General features: G+C 63.0%; 17 protein-coding genes. 11 read left to right on the plus strand and 6 right to left on the minus strand.

Annotation, left to right across the window (positions count from 1 at the left end):
- The first annotated feature begins 10 nt into the window (after nt 1-10).
- From FRT59_RS21340 to FRT59_RS21360, 5 genes are all read left to right on the plus strand, one after another.
- The gene (locus FRT59_RS21340; RefSeq protein WP_153872317.1) at nt 11-1072 is read left to right on the plus strand and encodes an ABC transporter substrate-binding protein; all 1062 of its coding nucleotides are present in this window, start codon (nt 11-13) and stop codon (nt 1070-1072) included.
- A gap of 298 nt (nt 1073-1370) precedes the next feature.
- The gene (locus FRT59_RS21345; RefSeq protein WP_153872318.1) at nt 1371-3614 is read left to right on the plus strand and encodes a TonB-dependent receptor; all 2244 of its coding nucleotides are present in this window, start codon (nt 1371-1373) and stop codon (nt 3612-3614) included.
- A 197-nt stretch (nt 3615-3811) separates the two neighbouring features.
- A complete protein-coding gene (locus tag FRT59_RS21350) occupies nt 3812-4594 on the plus strand; it encodes an ABC transporter permease (RefSeq protein ID WP_153872319.1) in 783 nt (260 codons plus the stop codon).
- The gene (locus FRT59_RS21355; RefSeq protein WP_153872320.1) at nt 4591-5346 is read left to right on the plus strand and encodes an ABC transporter permease; all 756 of its coding nucleotides are present in this window, start codon (nt 4591-4593) and stop codon (nt 5344-5346) included. The genes FRT59_RS21350 and FRT59_RS21355 overlap by 4 nt, the downstream gene beginning before the upstream one ends.
- Nucleotides 5347-5363: 17 nt before the next feature.
- Nucleotides 5364-6167: an ABC transporter ATP-binding protein gene (locus FRT59_RS21360; protein WP_153872321.1), complete on the plus strand. Its 804-nt coding sequence runs from the start codon at nt 5364-5366 to the stop codon at nt 6165-6167.
- Between the two features lie 12 nt (nt 6168-6179).
- On the opposite strand, the gene FRT59_RS21365 is transcribed toward FRT59_RS21360, so the two are convergent.
- Nucleotides 6180-7256, minus strand: a complete 1077-nt coding sequence (locus tag FRT59_RS21365; RefSeq protein WP_153872322.1) for a sigma-54 interaction domain-containing protein — start codon at nt 7254-7256, stop codon at nt 6180-6182.
- Between the two features lie 266 nt (nt 7257-7522).
- Between FRT59_RS21365 and FRT59_RS21370 the strand changes: the two genes are divergently transcribed.
- The 5 genes from FRT59_RS21370 to FRT59_RS21390 are packed head-to-tail and all read left to right on the plus strand — an operon-like array spanning nt 7523 to nt 12688.
- Nucleotides 7523-8884, plus strand: a complete 1362-nt coding sequence (locus FRT59_RS21370) for an amidohydrolase (RefSeq protein WP_153872323.1) — start codon at nt 7523-7525, stop codon at nt 8882-8884.
- On the plus strand, nt 8881-9957 hold the full coding sequence (locus tag FRT59_RS21375) for an ABC transporter substrate-binding protein (RefSeq protein WP_153872324.1): 1077 nt from the start codon (nt 8881-8883) through the stop codon (nt 9955-9957). Before FRT59_RS21370 ends, FRT59_RS21375 begins: the two co-directional genes overlap by 4 nt.
- Nucleotides 9958-9978: 21 nt before the next feature.
- Entirely contained in the window at nt 9979-10152 is a 174-nt protein-coding gene (locus tag FRT59_RS21380; protein ID WP_198809722.1) for a hypothetical protein, read from the plus strand.
- Nucleotides 10152-11735, plus strand: a complete 1584-nt coding sequence (locus tag FRT59_RS21385; RefSeq protein ID WP_153872325.1) for an ABC transporter substrate-binding protein — start codon at nt 10152-10154, stop codon at nt 11733-11735. Before FRT59_RS21380 ends, FRT59_RS21385 begins: the two co-directional genes overlap by 1 nt.
- Nucleotides 11732-12688: an ABC transporter permease gene (locus FRT59_RS21390; RefSeq protein ID WP_198809723.1), complete on the plus strand. Its 957-nt coding sequence runs from the start codon at nt 11732-11734 to the stop codon at nt 12686-12688. The genes FRT59_RS21385 and FRT59_RS21390 overlap by 4 nt, the downstream gene beginning before the upstream one ends.
- Here FRT59_RS21390 and nikE read toward each other — a convergent pair.
- The 5 genes from nikE to FRT59_RS21415 are packed head-to-tail and all read right to left on the minus strand — an operon-like array spanning nt 12685 to nt 19583.
- A complete protein-coding gene (gene nikE / locus FRT59_RS21395; RefSeq protein WP_153872327.1) occupies nt 12685-14229 on the minus strand; it encodes a nickel ABC transporter ATP-binding protein NikE in 1545 nt (514 codons plus the stop codon). The two genes, FRT59_RS21390 and nikE, sit on opposite strands and share 4 nt — an antisense overlap.
- Nucleotides 14226-15062: an ABC transporter permease gene (locus FRT59_RS21400; RefSeq protein ID WP_153872328.1), complete on the minus strand. Its 837-nt coding sequence runs from the start codon at nt 15060-15062 to the stop codon at nt 14226-14228. Before FRT59_RS21400 ends, nikE begins: the two co-directional genes overlap by 4 nt.
- A 5-nt stretch (nt 15063-15067) precedes the next feature.
- A complete protein-coding gene (locus tag FRT59_RS21405) occupies nt 15068-16228 on the minus strand; it encodes an LLM class flavin-dependent oxidoreductase (protein WP_153872329.1) in 1161 nt (386 codons plus the stop codon).
- A gap of 48 nt (nt 16229-16276) precedes the next feature.
- On the minus strand, nt 16277-18511 hold the full coding sequence (locus FRT59_RS21410) for a TonB-dependent receptor (RefSeq protein WP_153872330.1): 2235 nt from the start codon (nt 18509-18511) through the stop codon (nt 16277-16279).
- A 4-nt stretch (nt 18512-18515) separates the two neighbouring features.
- Complete coding sequence (locus tag FRT59_RS21415; protein ID WP_153872331.1) at nt 18516-19583, minus strand: ABC transporter substrate-binding protein; 1068 nt, start codon at nt 19581-19583, stop codon at nt 18516-18518.
- Between the two features lie 298 nt (nt 19584-19881).
- Between FRT59_RS21415 and FRT59_RS21420 the strand changes: the two genes are divergently transcribed.
- Nucleotides 19882-21108, plus strand: a complete 1227-nt coding sequence (locus FRT59_RS21420; protein ID WP_153872332.1) for an acyl-CoA dehydrogenase family protein — start codon at nt 19882-19884, stop codon at nt 21106-21108.
- Nucleotides 21109-21200 lie beyond the last annotated feature (92 nt).

Here is a 21200-nt window from a genome sequence, read left to right on the forward strand (position 1 = left end):
AAGGATGACCATGAGCCAAACACCTCTCGACACCCTCTGGTACACCCACAGCCCCGTCCCGACCGGGCTGGGCATTGCCGTGGAATCCGGACGCCTGGCCGAAGCGTTCCTGCCAACGGGCACGAATATCCAGGCGCTGCGCGAGTCCAGTGAACGGGATATTCGCGAAGCGCACTTCGACCATCACCTGCCCAATTCGGTCCGCCATGGCGGCAACATCCCGGCGATCTGGGCCTATGCCAACTGCAGCGACACACGCCTGCTGGGACTGTCGTGGAGCGACGAAGTACAACTGATCCTGACTACGGTCGAAAGCGGGGTCAAAACCGTCCGCGACCTCAAACACCGCCGTTTTGGCATCCCCAAGTGGGCCAATGTGCAAATCGATTTCACCCGTGCCCAGGCCCTGCGTGGCCTGGAGAATGCACTGAAGCTCGAAGGCATGAGCGTCAGCGATGTGGACCTGGTGGACTACCCCTATGGCGGCACCTACAGCGACGAACAAGTACGCCACGTCCACGGCGCCCAGGTGTCGTTCGGCTTCAATCGCACCCAGCGACGCAACAATGAATTGATCGGCCTGCTGCGCGGGGACATTGATGCGATCTTTCTCAAGGGCGCCCACGCCGTGCAATTGGCCGATGAGTTCGGCCTGCACATCGTCATCGACACCGGCTCCCACCCCGACCCGATGATCCGCTCCAATAACGGTACACCCCGTACCCTCACCGTAGACCGGCACTTGTTGGAGCATCATTTCGACGCGGCAAAAACCATCGTCGATTGCGTGTTGCGCGCGGAGCAATGGGCCTGGGCCAACCCCGAAAAAACCCGTCAGTTCCTCGCCCGCGAACTCAACACCAGCGAGTACTGGGTCGCCACCGCCTACGGCGAAGATGCCCATCGACGTTTACGCACCATGCTCGATGAACAGTCGATCCTGGCACTGCAGGACTTCACCGATTTCCTGCAGCGCTGGCAGTTCATTCCACGGCGTTTCGATGTGCGTGACTGGATTGATTTCAGCGTATTGGAAAGCGTGCTGGGGGCCACGTCAAAATTGTCGATCTAGCTGCACTGCATGCATTCTCGGCCGGTTTACCGGCCTTTTTTTTGCCTGACTAAACGCGCTTGTCGGAAATTAAAACAGCCCTTGCTGACGCGCTGCTGCTGGGGCAGCACTCCTTTCGGCCGACTCAGTAACTCACGCCAAAATCAAAAAAAATAATCCAATTAAAACAAGGCTTTAGATCACACCAGTAACTTGGCATACCCCCTGCTATACAGAGTTACTTTCAAGGTTTGCAGCGCATTTAAAAGACAACTTAAGCAGACCGAAAAGTGACAGGTAAATTACTTTCGGAGGGGTTATGCACAGCACTAACAGGATTACCCGCAGCATCTGGCTGGCCACGGCCTTGGCGGGCACGTGGCATAGCCTGCCTGCACTGGCGCAGGAACAAACACCCGCCGCAGAACAGGACACGGCACCGACGTTGAAATCGGTGACGGTCACCGCCCAACGCCGCGAAGAAAGTGTGCAGGACATCGCCAACGCCGTCAGTGCAGTGTCAGGGGAAAGCCTTGGCCAGACCGGTACCGACTACATCGGCAAAGCCATCCAGTTTGTGCCTAACGCCCAGGCCAACAACCCCGACGGCGATGCGCGACCACGCTGGTACATTCGCGGCGTCGGCACCGGCGATCAAGGCGCCGCCACCGTGTTCCCGGTGGGTGTGTATGTCGACGACGTCTACCTCAACGCGCCGCTGGCCGGTGGTGACCCGCTGTTCGACCTGGACCGCATCGAAATCCTGCGCGGACCACAAGGCACGTTGTACGGAAAGAACACCACTGGCGGCGCGGTGAATATCCTGACCAAAAAGCCGACCTTCGAAAACGACGGCTACGCGACCCTCGGCTACGGCAGCAAGAACGAGAAGATCGTCAATGGCGCACTCGGCGGCACCCTGGTGGAAGACCGCCTGGCTGCACGCGTGTCGTTGTACTCCAAGGAGCGCGACGGTTTTATCAAGAACGTCTACGACGACAAGGATTACGACCGCGTCGACAACAAAGCCGTACGCCTGCAGTTCCTCGCCAAGTTCAACCCCGACCTCACCGCGCTGTGGAGCCTGCATGACAGCCAGGCCCGCGGCACCGCGGCGGGCCTGTTACCGGTGGGTCGGTTCCCGTGGCTGGGCGGCTATAGCCGCAGTAACCCGGATCGACGCTACATCGACAGCAACGTCGACAATAAATCGAAGATCGAACACGCCGGCACGTCCCTGACCCTCAACTACGATTTGGGCGACTACCGCCTGACATCGATCAGTGCCTACGACGAAACCAAACAACGGGCTATCGGCGACGATGACCTGTCTCCTGTAGAAAGCGGTCGCAGCTATACCAACAACCGCTGGCGCCAGTACTCCCAGGAATTCCGTATCGCCTCCCCCACCAGCGAAACCCTGCGCTGGATCCTCGGCACGCATGTCTTCCACGAAGACCTGCAAAGCGCCGGCGCCACCTCGGCGCTGCCGGATGCCGGCGCTTCAGAAGCGAGCTACACCGGTACCTCGTTCGATCACAAGAACACCAGCTACGCGCTGTTCGGCAACCTCGCCTACGACTTCACCGACCAGTTCACCGTGACTGGCGGTCTGCGCTGGACCCGTGAGAAAAAAGACATCGACCTGGACCTGGTGCAAACCACCGGCAGCAACTTCAGTGGCGACTGGTGGGACGCCGGCTCCCTGCAAAACCCGGTGGACGTGACGGGCGCAGGCATCACCACCAACGGCAACGCCCGCCGCAACAAGACCTGGAGTGCGGTGACCTACGACCTGACCCCGGAATACCGTATCAACGATAACCTGCGGGTGTACGCACGCTACGCCAAGGGTTTCCGCTCTGGCGCGTTCAACACCGGGCTGTCCAGCAGCCTGGAGCAGTTGAGTACGGTACAGCCGGAGACCCTCAACTCCTATGAGCTGGGGCTCAAGTCCGAGTGGCTCAACGGCCGTGTGCACGCCAACGCCAACGTCTTCTACTACGACTACAAGGACATGCAGGTCAGCGCCACCACGACCACCACCAGCGGCAGCCTGGTGTCGTTGCTGACCAACGGCGCCGAGGGCAAGGCCCGTGGTGCGGAGTTCGAACTGGAAGCCCAGGCCACCGACAACCTGCACCTGCAATTGGCCGCATCGCTGTTCAGCAGTGAGTTCACCGGCGACTTGTGGAAAGGCAACAGCTTTATCCGCGCGCCGCGCCACACCTATGCGCTAGGTGCCGACTACCGCTTCGCGCTGGACATTCCCGGCTCCCTGGTGCTGGGCGGCGACCTGCGTTACCAAAGCAAGGAGTACTTCATCTCGGCCTACCAGCAGTCGCAGTGGACCTGGCTCAACCAGGGCGGTTACACCGTCAGCAATGCGCACTTGAGCTACACCACGGCCGATGAGAAATACAACATCACCGGCTTCGTCAACAACCTCACCGACAAGCACTACCAGACCCATGGCTTGTCCCTCAATCGCGGCAGCGCGCCGTACTGGGCCGCGTTTGGTGACCCACGCACGGCAGGTGTCACCGTCACGGCGAAGTTCTGAGCCGCCCATGAAGACGTCCTCTTCGGCACGTCGCCAACTGCCAGTCCCGGCCTGATTGCTGCCCTGGCAGCAGTGCTCCAGCAACGCGCTGCACGCGCAGCAGCGCGGTACCCCTCACCCACCCGTGTTTGCCGGGCCTCGAGGCTTGGCATACAAGCTGCAAGATTCGCAGCCAGCAGACTGACAAGAGTATTTGCATGCCCAACCTCTCACTGCCGGCGCTTGCGTCCAGGCTCTCTTGGCTTATTTCGCCGTTGGCATTGCTCGCGCTATGGGCCGGCGTCGCCGCAGCCGGGGTGTTCCCTCGGCAACTGCTGGTGCCCCCCTTGCAGGTGTGGCGCACCTTCGAGCTGTTGCTGGGCAATGGCGAGCTGCTGGAACACTTACTCACCAGCCTCACCCGCCTGGGCTGGGGCTTGAGTATCGGCGCCGCCAGCGGATTGCTGTTCGGCTTGCTGATGGGCTTGTCGAAGACCGTGGAAGCTTATTGCGGGCCGCTGTTCCACAGCCTGCGACAGATCCCCAGCCTGGCGCTGATCCCGTTGCTGGTGCTGGTGTTCGGCATCGATGAAGTGTTCAAGATCGTCATCGTCGCCGAGGCTGCCTTTTTTCCCCTCGCGCTGGCCACCAGCCAAGGCATCAAGGGCATTCCCCGCAGCTATTTCGAGGTGGCGGCGGTGTATCGCCTGCCCTGGCTGAGCCTGGTCAAAGAGGTCGCGCTGCCGGCGGTGACGCCGCAGATCGTCACCGGCCTGCGCATCGGCCTGACCCGCGCCTGGGTGGTGCTGATCGCTGCCGAGCTGCTGGCAGCCGACAGCGGCCTGGGCCAGATGATCGAGATGGCGCGGCAGATGCTGCGCATCGACGTGGTGATGGTCGGCATCGTGGTCACCGGCATCGTCGGCTTCGCCCTGGACTGGTCCTTGCGCCGTCTTGAACGCCACTTGCAGCGCTGGCAGCCGCCAGGGGTGGCGTCATGAAGTCAGGGTTCAACTATGCCCGTGGCTGGGTGTTGCCCCTGCTGTTACTGGCGGCCTGGGACTGGGCTTCCAGTCGCGGTGCCAGCGGTGCCTATGCGGTGGTGCCGTTGGCACAGATCGGCGCCGGATTGCTGGAAATCATCGGCAATGGCGAACTGCTGACCAACCTGCTCGCCAGCCTGTTGCGCACCAGCCAGGGCCTGATGTTCGGTGTGGCTGCCGGTACGGCGCTGGGCGCCTCCATGGCCCTGTCAGCCTGGGGCGAACGCTTGATCGCCCCGCTGTTCCATAGCTTGCGCCAAGTACCGATGCTTGCCTGGATCCCGCTGATCGCGCTGTGGTTCGGCAATGGCGAAAGCTCCAAGGTACTGATCATTGCCTTGGCCGCCAGCTACCCAATGGCGCTCAACACCTTTGAAGGCTTGCGCCAGGTCGACGCCCGCCACCTGGAAGTGGCCCAGGCCCTGGTCCTCACACGCCGCCAGCGCTTCGTCCTGGTGCTGCTGCCCTCAGCGATGCCGAGTGTGTGTACCGGCGTGCTGCAAGCGATTGCTTTCGCCTGGGTCACGGCGGTGGGCAGCGAGCTGTTCCTGTCTGCCGGCCCAGGGCTGGGTAACCTGATGATGAATGCCGAAGCCGGTGCGCGCATGGAGATCATCCTGTTGTGCGTGATCAGCATCGCCGCCCTGGGCTACGGCATGAGCTTGTTATTCACCCGCCTGAGCCGCTATCTGCTGCGCTGGCGCCCCTGACTTTGAAAGGCCTGGAAATGACTGCAATCGCACCGGACATGGTTTCTCTTACCCCACACACCTTTCCCGGCGCTCTTGAGATCAGAGGGCTGAGCAAGAACTACAGCCTCAAGGGCCAGCGCCTCGCGGTGCTGGACGGGATTGACCTCAAGGTCGCACCAGGGGAGTTCGTCAGCGTCGTCGGCCCCAGCGGGTGCGGCAAATCCACGTTGCTGCGACTGATCCTCGGGCTGGACAACGACTATCAGGGCCAGATCCTGCTCGACGGTCAACCCGTGCTCGGCACCAGCCTGGACCGTGGCATCGTGTTCCAGGACCACCGTCTGTTCCCGTGGATGACCGTCAGCCAGAACATCGCCCTGGCCCTTAAAAACCACCGCCTGAGCCCCCAGGCCAAGCAACAACGTGTGGACGAACACATCGCCAAGGTCAACCTCCAAGGCTTTGCCGACGCCTACCCTCATCAGCTGTCAGGCGGCATGGCCCAGCGCGCGGCCATCGCTCGTGCGCTGATCAACACACCCAAAGTACTGTTGCTGGATGAGCCGCTGGGCGCCCTGGATGCCTTGACCCGGGTGTATCTGCAACAGGAACTGCAACGCATCTGGGCTCAGCAACGTTGCACGGTCATCATGGTGACCCATGACATCGAAGAGGCGCTTTACCTGGGGGACCGGGTGATTGTGATGCAGGCGCACCCCGGGAAGATTCGGCGGGAAATCACGGTGGGCCTGCCCCACCCAAGGGACCCCCTGTCCCCGCACCTGCATGAGCTGAAGGTACAACTGCGCAGCGAGTTGCTGGGCGAGCATCACGCGTGATGCCGCTCCCCCTTACTCAGGCTTGACCGGGTAGCCACCGATGGGTGGCAACTCGCCGATCTTCTCCAGACGCGCACGTACGATATTGCGGCTGATGCCCAACAGGCGACCGGTCTGCAACTGGTTGCCATGGCAGAACTGATAGGCCGTGCGAAATACGCACTCTTCGATGTGATCGAACAGGTTGTCCAGGTTCTTCTCGAACAGGCTGATCAAGGCCGACTCCAGATCCCCGCCGCTCGCCGCAAGCCCCAGGGGCGCCTGGATTTCCTGGCGGACGGCGGCACTCATTTCCACCAGATGCAAATCCCCCGGCTGGATCAATTGCTGACGGCACACCAGCAAGGCGTGGTGAATGGCGTTCTCCAGCTCGCGAATGTTGCCTGGCCAGTTGTGGGCCAGCAGTTTGCGCTCGGCCTCAGAACTCAGTTGTGCACTGCTGTAGCCCAGGCGCCGGCAGTGTTCGGCAACGAAGAACTCGGTGAGCGGCAGGATGTCTCCCGGACGCTCACGCAAAGGCGGCAGACGGATGGTTGCCACATGCAGCCGGTAAAACAGATCCTCACGGAAATTACCCGCCACCACGGCATCGGCCAGGTTGATATTGGTGGCCGCCACCAGCCGCACATTGATCGGAATCGGCGTACGCGAGCCCAGGCGTACCACCTCGCGCTCCTGCAGTACCCGCAGCAATTTGACCTGCATGCCCAGCGGCAAGTCGCCGATTTCATCGAGGAACAAGGTGCCGCCGTTGGCCGCTTCAAACCAGCCGGCTTTGTTCTGGGTGGCGCCGGTGAACGCGCCCTTCTCATGGCCGAAAAGCTCACTTTCCACCAGGGTTTCGGGAAAGGCACCGCAGTTGACCGCGACAAAATTCTCCTGGCTGCGCCGGCTCAGATTATGAATCTGGCGCGCCACCAATTCTTTGCCGGTGCCGGTCTCGCCAATGATCAAGGCATTGGCTTCACTGGGGGCGAGGCGCTCGATGCGGTTGAGCAGTTCCTGGGAGCGCGGGTCTTTGAAAACCAGTACGGTGGCCCGAACCGTTTTGCTCAGTTCACGGGCGTTGGGGTGGGTGAGCAATGACATCTTACGGTCCTGTGTCCAAAGTACTTGGGCTCATATTGAACCAAGCCGCATAGATAAAATAATTATTAATTAGTATTTGGTTATTCTATTAAAGAATATAAAAATAGCTGCTGCTGGAGCAGCAACCCATCAGCAATCGGTCGCTGCCTGACCAGCACAAATCCCCCCTTGAGCCCGTCAAACCCTCTGGTACAGGGCGCTTTGGCGGCTGGCATGCATTCTGCGTTGTAGCCCGGTATTCGTCGTTTGACCACCGAGGCCTGTTCATGAAATCAACCCGTTCCCTGCCTGCGATGATCGCCACACTGCTGGCATCGCCGCTGGCCATGGCCACCGAGATCGACCCACAGCGGTTGAGCCAACTGGATCAGGATATCCAGCGCGCCACGCCGCAACTGATCGAACTGCGTCATGCCATTCACCAGCATCCCGAACTGGGCAATCGCGAATTCGACACCGCCAAACGCGTAGCCAAACGCTTGCGTGAACTTGGGATCACGGTGCAGACCGAGGTGGCCCACACCGGTGTCGTGGGGATTTTGCACGGCGGCAAACCCGGCCCAGTGGTCGCTATCCGCTCAGAGTTGGATGCGCTGCCGGTCACCGAACAGACGGGTCTGCCCTACGCCTCCAGCGTTACCGTGCCCTACAGCGGCAACGATTTCAGCCAGGCCGGCAAGACCGTCGGCGTGATGCATGCCTGCGGCCATGACGCGCATATCGCGATTGTACTGGGGGTGGCCGAAGTGCTGGCCAAGCACAAGGACAGCCTGCCCGGCACGGTCAAGTTCATCTTCCAGCCAGCCGAGGAAGGTGTGCCGGTGGGCGAGAAAGGCGGCGCACGCTTGATGATCGAACAAGGCGTGTTGGCTGACCCGGCGCCGGCAGCGATTTTCGGCCTGCATGTGGGCCCGGGGGCTTCCGGGTCGCTGTCGATCAGCCGCCAACGCACCACCGCCGCGGCGGATACCTTTGTGGCCACAGTGACCGGCGAGCAAACCCACGGCGCCTTTCCCTGGGCTGGCATCGACCCGATCCCGCTGGCGGCGCAAATCGTATTGGGCTGGCAAACCATCCCGAGCCGCCAGATGGACTTGGTAGCACTGCCGGCGCCGGTCATTTCAGTCGGTCGCATCGACGCGGGCGTACGCAGCAATATCATCCCCGCCCAGGTGCGCCTGGAAGGCACCGTGCGTACCTTGAGCCAGGCCCAGCGCGACGATGTGATCGAACGCCTGCGCCGCACCGCCAGCAAAATCGCGGAAAGTGCCGGCGCCAGTGCCCACATAGAGGTCACGCCGACCTACCCGGCAGGTTACAACAACAGCGCCTTGGTGGATGCGTTGCTGCCCCAGCTCAAAGCCTCTTCCGCGCTGGCGGTGGACATCGAATCCGGGGTCTATGCAGCAGACGACTTCGCCGAATACTCGCGCAGGATCCCCGGCGTGTTCTTCGGCCTGGGCGTAACGCCCGACGGTATCGATCCTGCCCACACCTGGCCGAATCATTCACCCAAATTCCTGATGGACGACGACGCCCTGCCGGTGGGCGTGCGCGCGCTTTCACGCGTGACACTGGCCTATCTCGCCAACAACGGTTTCAACCTGCCTGCTGGAGTACAGCCATGAACCTGCCCTACAAACGCCTGATCGCCACACTGGCGCTGGCCCTGAGCCCGGTCCTGACGGCATTGGCCGCTGCTACCCCTGACAGCGTGCGCATCGGGATTGTCTCGTTCACCCAAGGCGGAAAGCCGGTATTCGGCGGCATCCCCGGGCGGGTGATCGAAGAGGGCTGGCTGGAACAGGAACTTGAAAAACGCGGCGTCGCCCTGGAGTGGCAAGCCCTGCCCCACGCCAACGCCGGCCCGCAAATCAACGAGGGTTTTTCCAACAATGGCATGGACTTCGCCGTACGCGGCGACCTGCCCTCGGTCATCGCCCTGGCCGGTGGTGTGCCGGGCAAACTGGTGGTGCCCGGCGGCAGCGGCAACAACATTTACCTCGTGGTGCCCAAGGACTCGCCGGCGCATTCCATTGAAGACCTCAAGGGTAAACGCCTGGCCCTGCACCGTGGCCGTCCATGGGAGTTTCCCTTCAGTGAGTTCCTGGCCAGCAAGGGCCTGGCGCTCAAGGATTTCAAGATCGCCAATATCAACCCGCAAGTCGGGGCCGCAGCGGTGTCGGCGGGTAAGGTGGACGCCGCGGTGCTGCTCAGCGAGGCGTATCTGCTGGAAGACAAACACGTTGGCCGGGTGCTGTGGTCAAGCAAACAAGGCGATGCAGACTGGCGCCTTGTGTCAGACCTGTGGGGCACCGAGCGCTTTGTCGACAGCCAGCCGCAGTTGACCCAACTGGTCGCCACCGCCTGGGTCAAAGCCAGCCAATGGCTCGCCGACCCACGCAATGCCGATGAGTACTACCGCTTCTCGTCCCTGGCCGGGACCCCGCAAAGCGTGTTGCGCCGCGACGACCAGGGCGACCCGGTGCCGTGGGCCCAACGCTGGGCACCGAAAACCGATGCGCAGTTGCTCAAGCACTTCGCCGCTCTGTCCCAGTACGCCCTGAATAATCAGTTGATCAGCACCCAGCCCGACCTCAGCCAGTCGCTGGCCACCCGCTTCACCCACCAAGCCATTCGTGACCTGGGCCTGGTGGACCTGTGGCCCGACCTCAAGGCCCAGGTCGAGAGCACCCGCTAACCCTTTCCCGGAGATCGCTTGATGAGCATGGACTTCTTCACCCGCCTGCCCTTGCATGGCGAAACCCGATTCCTGCCGGGCGACCCGCACCTGGAGGAGAACTACCGCCTGGGCGAACACATCCGCCCGCACTTTCGCCATCTTCGTCAGCCCGCTGCGCGGCATCCGGCGCACCCTAGCGAACAGGTGGCGTAATGGAACAGACGTTTTTAAGCCGCCGACGCTTCCTCGGCAACAGCCTGACCCTGGGCTCAAGTCTCGTGCTGGGCAGCAGTTTGCTCAGCGCCTGTGGCGACGGTGCAGCGCCGGCGGCCAAGGCCATCACTGCGACCAGCGGCCCACAGTATGGCGGGCGCCTGCGCCTGGGGGTCATCGATGGCAGCCGCAGTGGCAACCTCGACGCACATAAACCCGTGGGCAGCGGCATCATTCGCGGCTTTGCGCTCTACAGCAAACTGTGGGAATGGGACGAGAACATGCTGCCGCGCCTGGCCCTCGCCGAAGAGGCCGAGGTCAGCCCGGACGCGCGCACCTGGACGCTGCGCCTGCACAAGGACCTGGAGTTTCACCACGGCAAGACCATCGACGCCGACGACCTGGTGTTCTCCATCCGCCGCCTCACCGACCCACAACTGGCCTCGCCCTACGCCGCACTGCTGCACTGGATCGACCGCGATAACCTGGAGAAACTCGACGCGCGAACCCTTCGCGTGCGCTTCAAGGACGGCGCCGGTTTCGTGCCGCTGCCGGAAACCTGGGTCAACTTCGGTGGCATCGTGCCGGTGGACTATCACCCGGTGACCAACCCGGTGGGTGCCGGCCCCTACAAGTTCAAGAGCTTCACCCCTGGCCAACGGTCGCTGTTCACCCGCTTCGAGAACTATTACAAGGCAGGAAAACCCTACGCCGATGAGTTGGAGATCATCGACTTCAAGGATCAGACCTCACGCCTGTCGGCTCTGCAATCCGGGCAGATCGACCTGGCCAATGGCTTGGCCAACGAACACCTGCGCCTGGTACAGGCCGATCCGAAACTGCAAGTGCTGACCTCTGTGACCGGCAACTGGCTGTCCTTCGACATGAACCTCAGCCAAGCGCCGTTCAACGACCCGAGGGTGCGCGAAGCCTTTCGCCTGATGGCTGACCGCGACGAACTGGTGGCTCGTGCCTTGAATGGCCAAGGGCGCGTGGCCAACGACCTGTATGCTCCCAATGACCCGACCTTCAACCACAGCATCGCGCAACGCCCCTACAACCTGGAGCGGGCCAAAACCCTGTTGCGTGAAGCCGGCCAGGAACAGTTGAGCGTGGAACTGGTGGCAGACCACGACAGCGGCGCCGTCGCTTCGGCGCTGGTGTTCGCCGAACAGGCCAAGCGCGCAGGCGTAGACATTCGCGTGCGCCAAGTGGACAGCGCCACCTTCAACGGCCCGCAACTGACCCAATGGCCTTTGAGCACCGGTGGCAGCATCGGTGCGCCGTTTCTGACCTGCGGGCTGCACGCTGACGCGCCGGTGTCAGTGGCCAATAAAACCCACTTCAGCGACCCGCTTTTCGACCGGCTGTTCCTGGAGGCCCTGGCCCAACCCGATCTGGAAAAACGCCGTTTGCTGGTGCACCAAGCGCAACAGATCCAACATGACAAGGGCGGGATGCTGATCTGGGGCTACGCCAACCTGCTCGATGGCATCGCTAGCCGCGTCGGCGGGGCCCAGGCCGAGAAGACCTTGTTCCCCACCTGGCGCTTCGACAGCCTGTGGCTCAAGGAGCCGGCGTGAGCTGGCTGGCACGGCGCCTGTTATCCGGGCTCGGCACCGTGTTATTGATCAGCGTGCTGGTGTTCCTGGCGATCCGCCTGCTGCCCTCGGACCCGGCGCGGGTGATCCTCGGGCCAGGCGCCCCCGAGGCGTCGTTACACACGCTGCGTGAGCAATTGGGTTTGCACTTGCCGCTGTGGCAGCAATACCTGCAATGGCTCGCAGCAGCGTTGCGTGGCGACTTGGGCCTGTCGCTGGACTCACAGGTCGCTGTGACCCAACTGCTTGACCAGCGCTTCGCCAACTCCCTGGCCCTGCTCAGCCTGGTTGCGCTGTGCAACCTGCTATTGGCCGTGGGACTAGGCACACTGTTGGCGCTATACCGCGACCGCTGGGTCGACCGCCTGACCTTGCCGGTGCTGGTGATGTTCAAGTCACTGCCGGGGTTTGTGCTGGCGATTGCGTTGATCATGTTGTTCGCCACCAGCCTGTTCACCTGGCTGCCGGCCGTGTCACTACTGGACCCCGAACGCTCGGCGTTCGCCCAGGGGCGCTATCTGGTACTGCCCGTGGCGGCGCTGGTGCTGGCCAGCGCGCCGTACCTGATCCGCCTGGTGCGCGCCGCGATGATCGAAGCGTTGCACAGCGACTACGTCGCAGCCGCACGCCTGCGTGGCCTGCAACCCTGGCGCCTGGTGCTCGGGCATGCCTTGCCCAACGCAACACTGCCGCTGATCCAGGGGCTGGCCTTGACGCTCAGCGTGTTTTTCAGCAGCACGTTGCTGGTGGAGATCGCATTTACTTTCCCCGGGGTGGGCAGCTTGCTCAACGATGCCATTCGCCTGCGCGACGTGCCGGTCATTCAGGCCGCGGTGAGTGCGATTGCGGCGTTTGTGGTGCTGGTGAATCTGCTCGCGGACCTGCTGGCCACGCTGTGTATTGCGACACTGCGCACCCAGCGTTTGCAGCCCTAAAGCGAGTGCTCCAGTAGTTGCCGCGTGTAGGCCGCACGCGGTTGCTGGAACACTTCGGTCACCGCGCCCTGCTCCACCAGCCTGCCGTCCTTGAGCACCAGCACCCGATCCGCCACCGCCCGCACCACATTCAGGTCATGGGTGACAAACAGCAACGCCATCCCCTCATCCTGCAGGCCGCGCAACAGCGCCAGGATCGACGCCTGCACCGAAACATCCAGGGCCGAAGTGATCTCATCGCAAATCAGCAACCGGGGCTCACACACTAGCGCGCGAGCAATCGCTACGCGCTGGCGCTCACCGCCCGACAAACTGCCGGGGTAGGTGTCAGCCAGTGACACGGGCAACGCCACACGGATCAACGCTTGCTCAATACGCTGGCGCAACGCTGCGCCCTTGAGGCCGAAGAAATGCCGCAACGGCGTGGCCAGGCTTTGCGCCACGGTGTGACGCGGGTTCAAGGCGCGCAGCGGATTCTGGAATATGTACTGGATACGACGGCGCTGCTCTGCCGAGCGACCGCCCACGGCCAGGCTCAATGGCTCACCGGCAAAGCGCAACTGCCCGCACGCCTCCTGCGCCAGCCCGACCAGGGCACGGGACACGCTGCTTTTACCCGAGCCAGACTCACCCACCAACGCCAGGCACTCGCCCACGTGCACGTGCAGGCTCACCCCCTCGACGACCGGCCGCCCTGCATAGCGCACCGCCAACTCGCTGACCGCCAACAGTACCGGTTGCGGCGCAAGCACCGTCGAGGGCCTGGCCGCCAACGTGGCCGCAGCCAGCAGCCGCTGGCTGTAGGGGTGGCTGGGCTGGCGAAACAACTGCGCGGTCTCGGCACACTCCACCACTCGGCCGGCGTACAGCACCATTACGCGGTCGGCGAGCGACTTGACCACCGCCAGATCATGGGACACGTACACCGCCGCCACGCCCTGGCTTTTGCACAACTGACGCAGGGAGGCCAGGAAGCGCGCCTGGGTGGTCACGTCCAACGCCGTGGTCGGCTCATCCAGCACCACCACCTGTGGCCGCAAGATAAACGCCAGGGCGAGCAATACCCGCTGCTGCTGGCCGCCGGACAATTGATGGGCAAACCGTTTGAGAAAGCCCTCGTCATCCGGCAATCCCACTTGCTGCAGGGTTTCCCGCAGGCGCTGTTGCCGCGCCGCACGGGACAATTGCGGCGCATGGGCCGCCAGGGTTTCGTGCAACTGCCTGAGGATGCGCAACGCCGGGTTAAGCGCCATCGCCGGGTCCTGGGGGATATAGGCGACCAAACCGCCACGGGCTTTGCGCAGCGCTTCGCCATGCAGACTCAGCACGTCGGCACCCGCGACAATCACCCGCCCATCCGTGAGCTGCGCGCCCTTGCGCACATGGCCTAACAGTGCGGTGGCCAACGTGGTTTTGCCCGAACCGGACTCCCCCACCAGGCCAAGGATTTGCCCCGCACTCAATTCGAAATTGATCTGGGCAATCACGTCTCTGCCACTGTCCAGTTGCACCCGCAGGTGCTCAACGCGCAACGGTTTCATGGCGTATGCTCCAACACCCCGGCGCGCACCCGACCTATGCCTTCGGCAAGCATGTTGGTGGCGTAGGCGAACACGCCAATCAACAAGGCCGGCACCAGCACGGCCCAGGGTTGCAGGACCAGCCCGCCCTGGTTCTCACTGATCATCAGGCCCCAGTCCGCCGCCGGTGGCGCCACACCGTAGCCAAGGAAACTCAGCCCCGACAAGATACCAATGGCCCAGGTCAGCATGCTGCCCAAGTGCACGAGCATGGGCGTGAGGATGTTCGGCAGTACTTCGCGTAACAACAGGTGCCGGCGCGGTAATCCCATGGCACGCAGCACTTCGATAAACGCCTGCTCCATCACGGCCTGGGTACTGGCGCGGGTCTGGCGAATCATTCCGGGTAGAAACGCGAAGGCCACGGTCAGCACGATCACCCACGGCTCACGTCCGAGCAACGACACCACCAACAGCACCAGGATCAACTCGGGAAAAGCCAGGGACACGTCGGCGCTCCAGCGAATCAGCCGGTCCAGCGGCCCACGGGAGAACCCCGCCAGCAGCCCCAGCCCGGCGCCCGTCAGCAGCGCCAGCAACGACGCCGCGAGGGACATCCACACCACGCTCCAGCCGCCCACCAACACTCGCGACAATACGTCATGCCCGAGGTAGTCGTACCCCAACGGCGCACCGGCCGTGGGCGCGCCGTACACCGGCCCGAGCAATTCACTGGCGCCATAGGGCGCCAGCAACGGCCCGGCGAGCGCCAGGCCGATCACCAGCAGGCTCAGCCCCGCGCCCTGGCGCACTTGTCGATTGGCCGCCAGAGCGCGCCAAGGAAGAGACAACATGGGGCTCACCTCGCAGACAACGACGGGATCTCGAAACCATGATCCAGGTCCAGCAATGGAAACAGCAGGTCAGCCACGCGTTGGGCTTCATCGATCAGCGGATAGCCCGAGAGAATGAACGCCGACACGCCTTGTGCCTGGTACTCGCGCAAGCGCTCGGCGACCTGGGCGGCGCTGCCCACCAGGTAGGTACCGGCCGCCGGGCGCAGGATGTCGAAACCGAAGAGGCTTGGCCCTAGCCATACATTGGGGTAGATCTCCAGCTCCCGAGCCGAGGGCAGGCGCCCTTCACGCAGGGTCTGCAGGTTGCGTTGCACCTGGGGATCTTCGCTGACGTAACTGCCCAGGGTTTCGCCGGGAGGCAGTTGCCCCGCGACGCTGTCCAGGGCTGTTTGCAGCGAGGTGCGCTGTAACAATAACTCGGCGTGGGCCCACGCCTCCTCCTCGGTCTCGCGCACGATGATCTGTAAGCGTGTGCCGAAACGCAGGGTGCGCCCGCGCTTCGCCGCTTCGGCGCCGACACGGCGAAATTTCTCACCCAGACGTGACGGGGTGTCGGCAAAGCTCAGGTACACGTCCAGCAAGTCCGCCGAATGGGCAACCCCGGCATCGGACGTACCCGCGCCCCAGAACTCGATCGGGGTGGATTGCGTCGGTGCCAACCACCCACCCAGAGGGTGATGGGCCTGCTGTGGGTCACGCGGCGCCAGCTTGATGTACTTGCCGTCAAAGCCTTGGGTTTGACCGGCATACACGCTGCGAAACGCGCGCCAGTATTCGCGACTGAAGTCGTAGCGCTCATCGTGGGGGAAGTGCACGCCCAAGGACGCCAGGCCGCTGTCATCACCGTTGACCAGGTTGAGCAACAAGCGCCCGCCCGAATACTGATCGAAGCTCAACGCCCACTTGGCCAGGACCGCTGGTGACAATTCACCGGGGTACTGCGCCACCAGAAAGCGCAGGCGCTGGGTGGCATCGATCAACGCAGCGGCGGTGGCCAGGTTGGCATTGGGGCTGGTGCCCAACAGCGAGCCATAAAAGCCGAGGCGGTCGGCAACCACCGCGATCTGCTTGAGTTGCTCGAAACCGGTCACCCAGCGCCCCGCTTCTTCCCACGGGTACGGGCCGTCGGGGGCGGTGAGGTACCACAAGAGTTTGATTGTCATGCTGTGTCGCTCCAGTAAAAGGTCAGGGATGCACGCGTGGGCATGGCCTTAGAATCGGGTCAGCGCGCTGACACCAAAGGTGCGCCGATCACCCCGCGCGTCCCAGGCCACATCGAAGGGCAAGGGCACGCTGTCGGTCTTGTAGTGTTTATCGGTGAGGTTGTTGACGTAGGCGGTCAGGTCCAGGTCCAGCCGCCCGCCAAAATGGTAGGTGGCGCTGGCGCTGCCGAGCGTGTAACCGCCCTGCGAGACGCTGTGGTCTTCCTGGGCGGTGGGCAGGAAGTAGATGCGGCTCTGGTAGCGCCAGTCGCTGCCGAAATTCAGCGAGTCGCCGTTGTCCAGCGGGATGCGGTAGCTGGCACCCACCGCCAGGGTGCGCGACGGTGACCGCGCGATGCGGTTGCCGGAGTAGTCAATGCCACCGGATTCGAAGTCCTGCAATTGGGTATGCAGCAAGCCCACCGAGGCATTCAGGTGCAGGTTGTTGATCGGCAGGGCTTCAAGCTCGAATTCGGCGCCGCGAATCACGCCCTTGCCGCTGTTGGTCAGCAACGACACCACTTGGCCGTCGCGCACCGACACGGCGTTGACCTGAATGTCCGAGTAGTCGTAGTAGAAAACGTTGGCGTTGGCGGTCAGGCGCTCATCGAACCACTCGCTTTTGATGCCCAGCTCATAGGCGTCGACGTTTTCCGGCGCCACCACCGCAGCCTCGGCCTGTACCAACGCGCCGCCACTGAAACCGCCGGAACGGAAGCCTTTGGCATAGCGCAAATACACGCGGGCGTTGTCGTTGAGCTGGTACTGCGGGGTGATGTCGTAGGTGAGTTTGTTCCAGGTGCGTTTCTCGTCCTGGATCACGGTCGTGGCCAGCGGCCCGGTGTAATGCTTCCACCATGAGTTCGCACTGCGGAACGACACATCGTTGCTGTCGGTGGCGGCCACGCGTTGCAGGTCGATGTCTTTGGTTTCACGGGTCCAGCGCAGGCCGGTAGTGAGGCTCAAGGGCTCGGTGACCTGCCAGGTGGTGCTGCCAAACAGAGCGAAGCTGTCGGTGTTCTGGTCGATGGAGGTTTTGCCGTAATCGGCGACGCCGAAGGCCTGGTTGTAGTCGGCCGGCAGTAAAGCGCTGCTGGCGGCGCTGTCCAGGTGTTCGTGGAACAGATGGGTACCGATGATCCAGCTGACCGGCTGGTTCTTCGCCGACGACAGGCGCAGTTCCTGGGACGCCTGCTTCCAATGGTCGTCAGAATAGGAACGGCCGAACTCGTAGATGCTCATGTTCGGGCCCTGGGCCTTTTCCTGGATGTCGTCGAACGCGGTGATCGAATCCAGTTGCAGATCGCCCAGGTTCCACTTCAACGCCAGCTGCACACCATTGTGCTGGATGCGGTCCTCAGCCTTGCCGGTGAACGCCGCATGGCCGGTATTGGGCTTGGGTGCCGGGCCGAACAGTGTGGTACCTCCCGGCCCCGCGCCCCAGGCACGCGTGGCAATGCCCTGGCCTTTGTAGTCACGAGCATGCAGTTGAAGGGTGGCTTGCAGGTCATCGTTTATTTGCGCCAGCAATTGCAGGCGCAGCGCCTGATCGTGGATGTTGCCGACGGTGTGGCCATCCACCTTGTTTTTCAACTGGCCATCGCTGCTCTGGTCGATGAACGACACGCGTCCGGCCAGCTTGTCCTTAAGCAACGTGCCGCCGTAGGCGCCTTCATACAGCTTGGCGTTGTAGTTGCCGGCATCGGCCTTGAAGTAGCCCGCGGGGTCTTCAAAGGTGGGTTTGCGCGAGACAAAGTTGATCGCCCCGCCGGTAGTGTTCTTGCCCCACAGGGTGCCTTGGGGGCCGCGCAGCACTTCGACACGCTCCATGTCGTACAGAGGAAAGCCGGTGGCGACATGGGGGTCGATGTACACGTCGTCGGCGTAGATGCCCACTGGGTAGACCGTGGTCGAGGCCATATCGCCGGAGCCCATGCCACGGATGTACCAGCGCGGCCGTTGGTGCCCGGCGAACTCCGGGGCGATGGCGTTGGGTACGTTGCGCAAGGCCTTGCCGGCGCTGAAACCGCCACCGCTGCTCTCGATGTCCTTGGCGCCGACTACAGAGATCGCTGAAGGCACATCCTGCAGCGACTCTTCGCGCTTTTGCGCGGTGACGGTGACAGTGGGTAAGGCATCGTTGCCTCCAACTCCTTCAACGGCGGCGAAGGCAACCTGGCTGTGCCACGCCAGGGTGCCAGCAATCGCCAAGGCCAGGCGGTTGTAGCGACATTGTGCGGGCATGGGCTTAGCGTCCTTGCGTCGGCGTGGCAGAGGCACGGCTCGACAGCAGTGCGCGGGCGTCTTGCAGGGGCTGGGGGGCGACCCATTGGGCGAGGTCGAAGTCGTGCTCGAGGAAACCGTGGCGATAGAGGAAGTTTTTTTGCAGCGCCAGGTATTCCAGGCGCTCGGTCGACAGGTCCGGGTGCAGTGAGGTGTGGAAATCGCCGCGATAGGCCGCTTCCACACCGGCACTGGCGGCGCGGGTTTCTTCCGCCAGGATGCCCCGCAGTGCGTCGAGGTTCTGGCTGGCCCAATCGGCGGCGCGCAGGGTTTGTGCGAGGAAACGCACCACGACGTCGTAGTGTTCGTCCAACAGGTTTTGGTGGAGGGTGATGGGCCGTGGCGTGCCATTGTTGATGCGCTGGCGCGGCGTGGCGACCTGGTCCAGGTCGATGCCCACCACCAACCCGAGTCGCTGGGCGGCGTCGGCAGCGGAGGCGCCTTTGACGTACACCGCGTCCACTTCACCGCGTACAAGGTGATCGAGGCCCGACCACAGGCGCTGAAGACCTTCCTGGGGTGGCAGGCTGTCGTCGCGGGGGTGCAGGGCCACCTCCACCAGGTGGACATCAGTGAAGTCCAGGCCCGCCAACGAGAGTGCGCCCTTGTAGCCGGACAAGCTCATGGCACGGGCGATGCTGCCGGGGCGGTCGCCCGCTTCCCAAGCTGGCAGCGCCAGGCGCTTGCCACGCAAGTCGCGGGGAGAGCGAATGCCCGAGTCGGGACGCACAAGGATGGTTTGCCATTCCTCGATCCAGGTCAGACCGATCAAACGTGTCGGCGTACCAGCGCCGCGCGCGGCCAGGGCCGGCACGTTGCCGCCTTCGCGAAACAGCCCAGGCAGTTCGTGATCGTAGTGGTGACGCCCCAGCTGCTGAGTGTCCTGCAAGGTGGCAACGCGGATGCCGTCGCGGGCGAACTCCTCGGCCAACCAGCCCAACTTGAACGCAATACCGGACGCGGTGGGTACCGGGCAACGAGTGAACCACAGCGTGTCCAGCGTGGGGGTGGGCAAGGTGGCAGCAATGGGCATGGGAACTCCGATCAGCGCGAATGAAAGACCCGATAACGGGTAGATACGCAGCCCATCGCAACGACCATGCCAACAGAACAAGCACCTGATTTACAAGGATTTAATTTAAATTAGAGACCCTAAAAACAACCGACTGCTGCCAGCGCAGCAGGCCACCAGCAACCATTGCTGCCGCTGCCACAACACGCCACACACGCACCCTGCCACCGCCAGCGCACACGGGCGAACAGGCGCTGGCGCAGAACTTGCTCAGCACCCGTATGGACCTACTTTTACCTGCCCTGCGAGACTTTCATCCATGAGTAACATCGCCCCTCATCTCCCCCTGCGCACCGAACGCCACGCCCTGGAAGCCGCTGCCGCCGCCGCCGTGCGGATCGCCCAACTTGCAAACGATCCTGCACACAACGAGCAGTTGCCCAGCCGCCAGGCTCAATGGCTTAGCGACTACGGCCTGACGGCGATTGGCGTGCCTGCGGCGCTGGGCGGGCTGGGGGCGTCAATACTCACCCAGGTGGAGGTAGTACGGATCATTTCCGCCGCTGACGGGGGTGTCGGCCAATTGCTGCAGATTCACTACGTAATGCTGCGCGGCATACTGGAGGACTACAGCAAGACGGCACGCCAACGCATCGTCAGCGATGTATTGGCCGGCAAGCGCCTAGCCAACGCCTTGGCCGAAGTCGGCGGGAAAAACAAATTTGCCTTGAAAACCCGCGTGGAGCGTCGCGCAGACGGGCAACTGGTGCTCAACGGCAGCAAGTTCTACTCGACCGGCGCTTACCTGGCCGACTGGATCTGGCTGGCCGCGGCCTCGGAGCAAGGCGGCGCGGGCATCTGGCTGCACCGCGACACTCCTGGCTTGACCTTGGTGGACGACTGGCGTGCATTCGGTCAGCAGCACTCAGTGAGCGGCACTGTACGCTTCGAAGACATCATCCTGGATGCAGATTACGTGCTGCTGCGCGAAGGGCCGATGAAACGTACCGGGCTGACCTTTCCACAAATCCTGCACGCCGCCATTGACACGGGCATCGCAGCCGGCGCCTTGCAGGCCGGGGTCGAGTACCTGCGCCAGCATGCCAGGCCTTGGGTGGAAAGTGGTGTGGACCGCGCCAGTGAAGAGCCCCACGTGATCCGCCAGATTGGCGAATTCGCCCTGGCCTTGCGCGCTGCCGAATCATTGTTGCGCGAGGCCGCGCGGTTGTTCGACCAGCACCTGCAGGATGAGCACGACACGGCGTTGCAGAGCGAGCTGATTCTGGCGGTGGCGACGGTGCGCGCCCATTCCGATAGCGCTTCACTGAAGATCTCCAGCGAGATGTTTTCCCTGCTCGGCGCCAGCTCCGCCCTGAGCAAATGGAACCTCGACCGCTTCTGGCGCAATGCCCGCGTGCACACCACCCACGACCCGATTCGCTGGCGCTTGCACCACGTGGGCAACTACTACCTCAACGGGGTGGACCCCGGCGAATACACGGCGATCCTGGCCAAAGGGGAACAGGGTCGGGATCGCGGACAGTAGTCAGCGGGCAAATCGCCCCTTGGCCGTATGGAAAAAGGGGTGATCCCAAGTATGTTTCCACCTATAAGGTGTCCGGAATCCGTAAGTGAACG

The sequence above is a fragment of the Pseudomonas haemolytica genome (assembly GCF_009659625.1).
GTDB classification, from domain to species: Bacteria; Pseudomonadota; Gammaproteobacteria; order Pseudomonadales; family Pseudomonadaceae; genus Aquipseudomonas; species Aquipseudomonas haemolytica.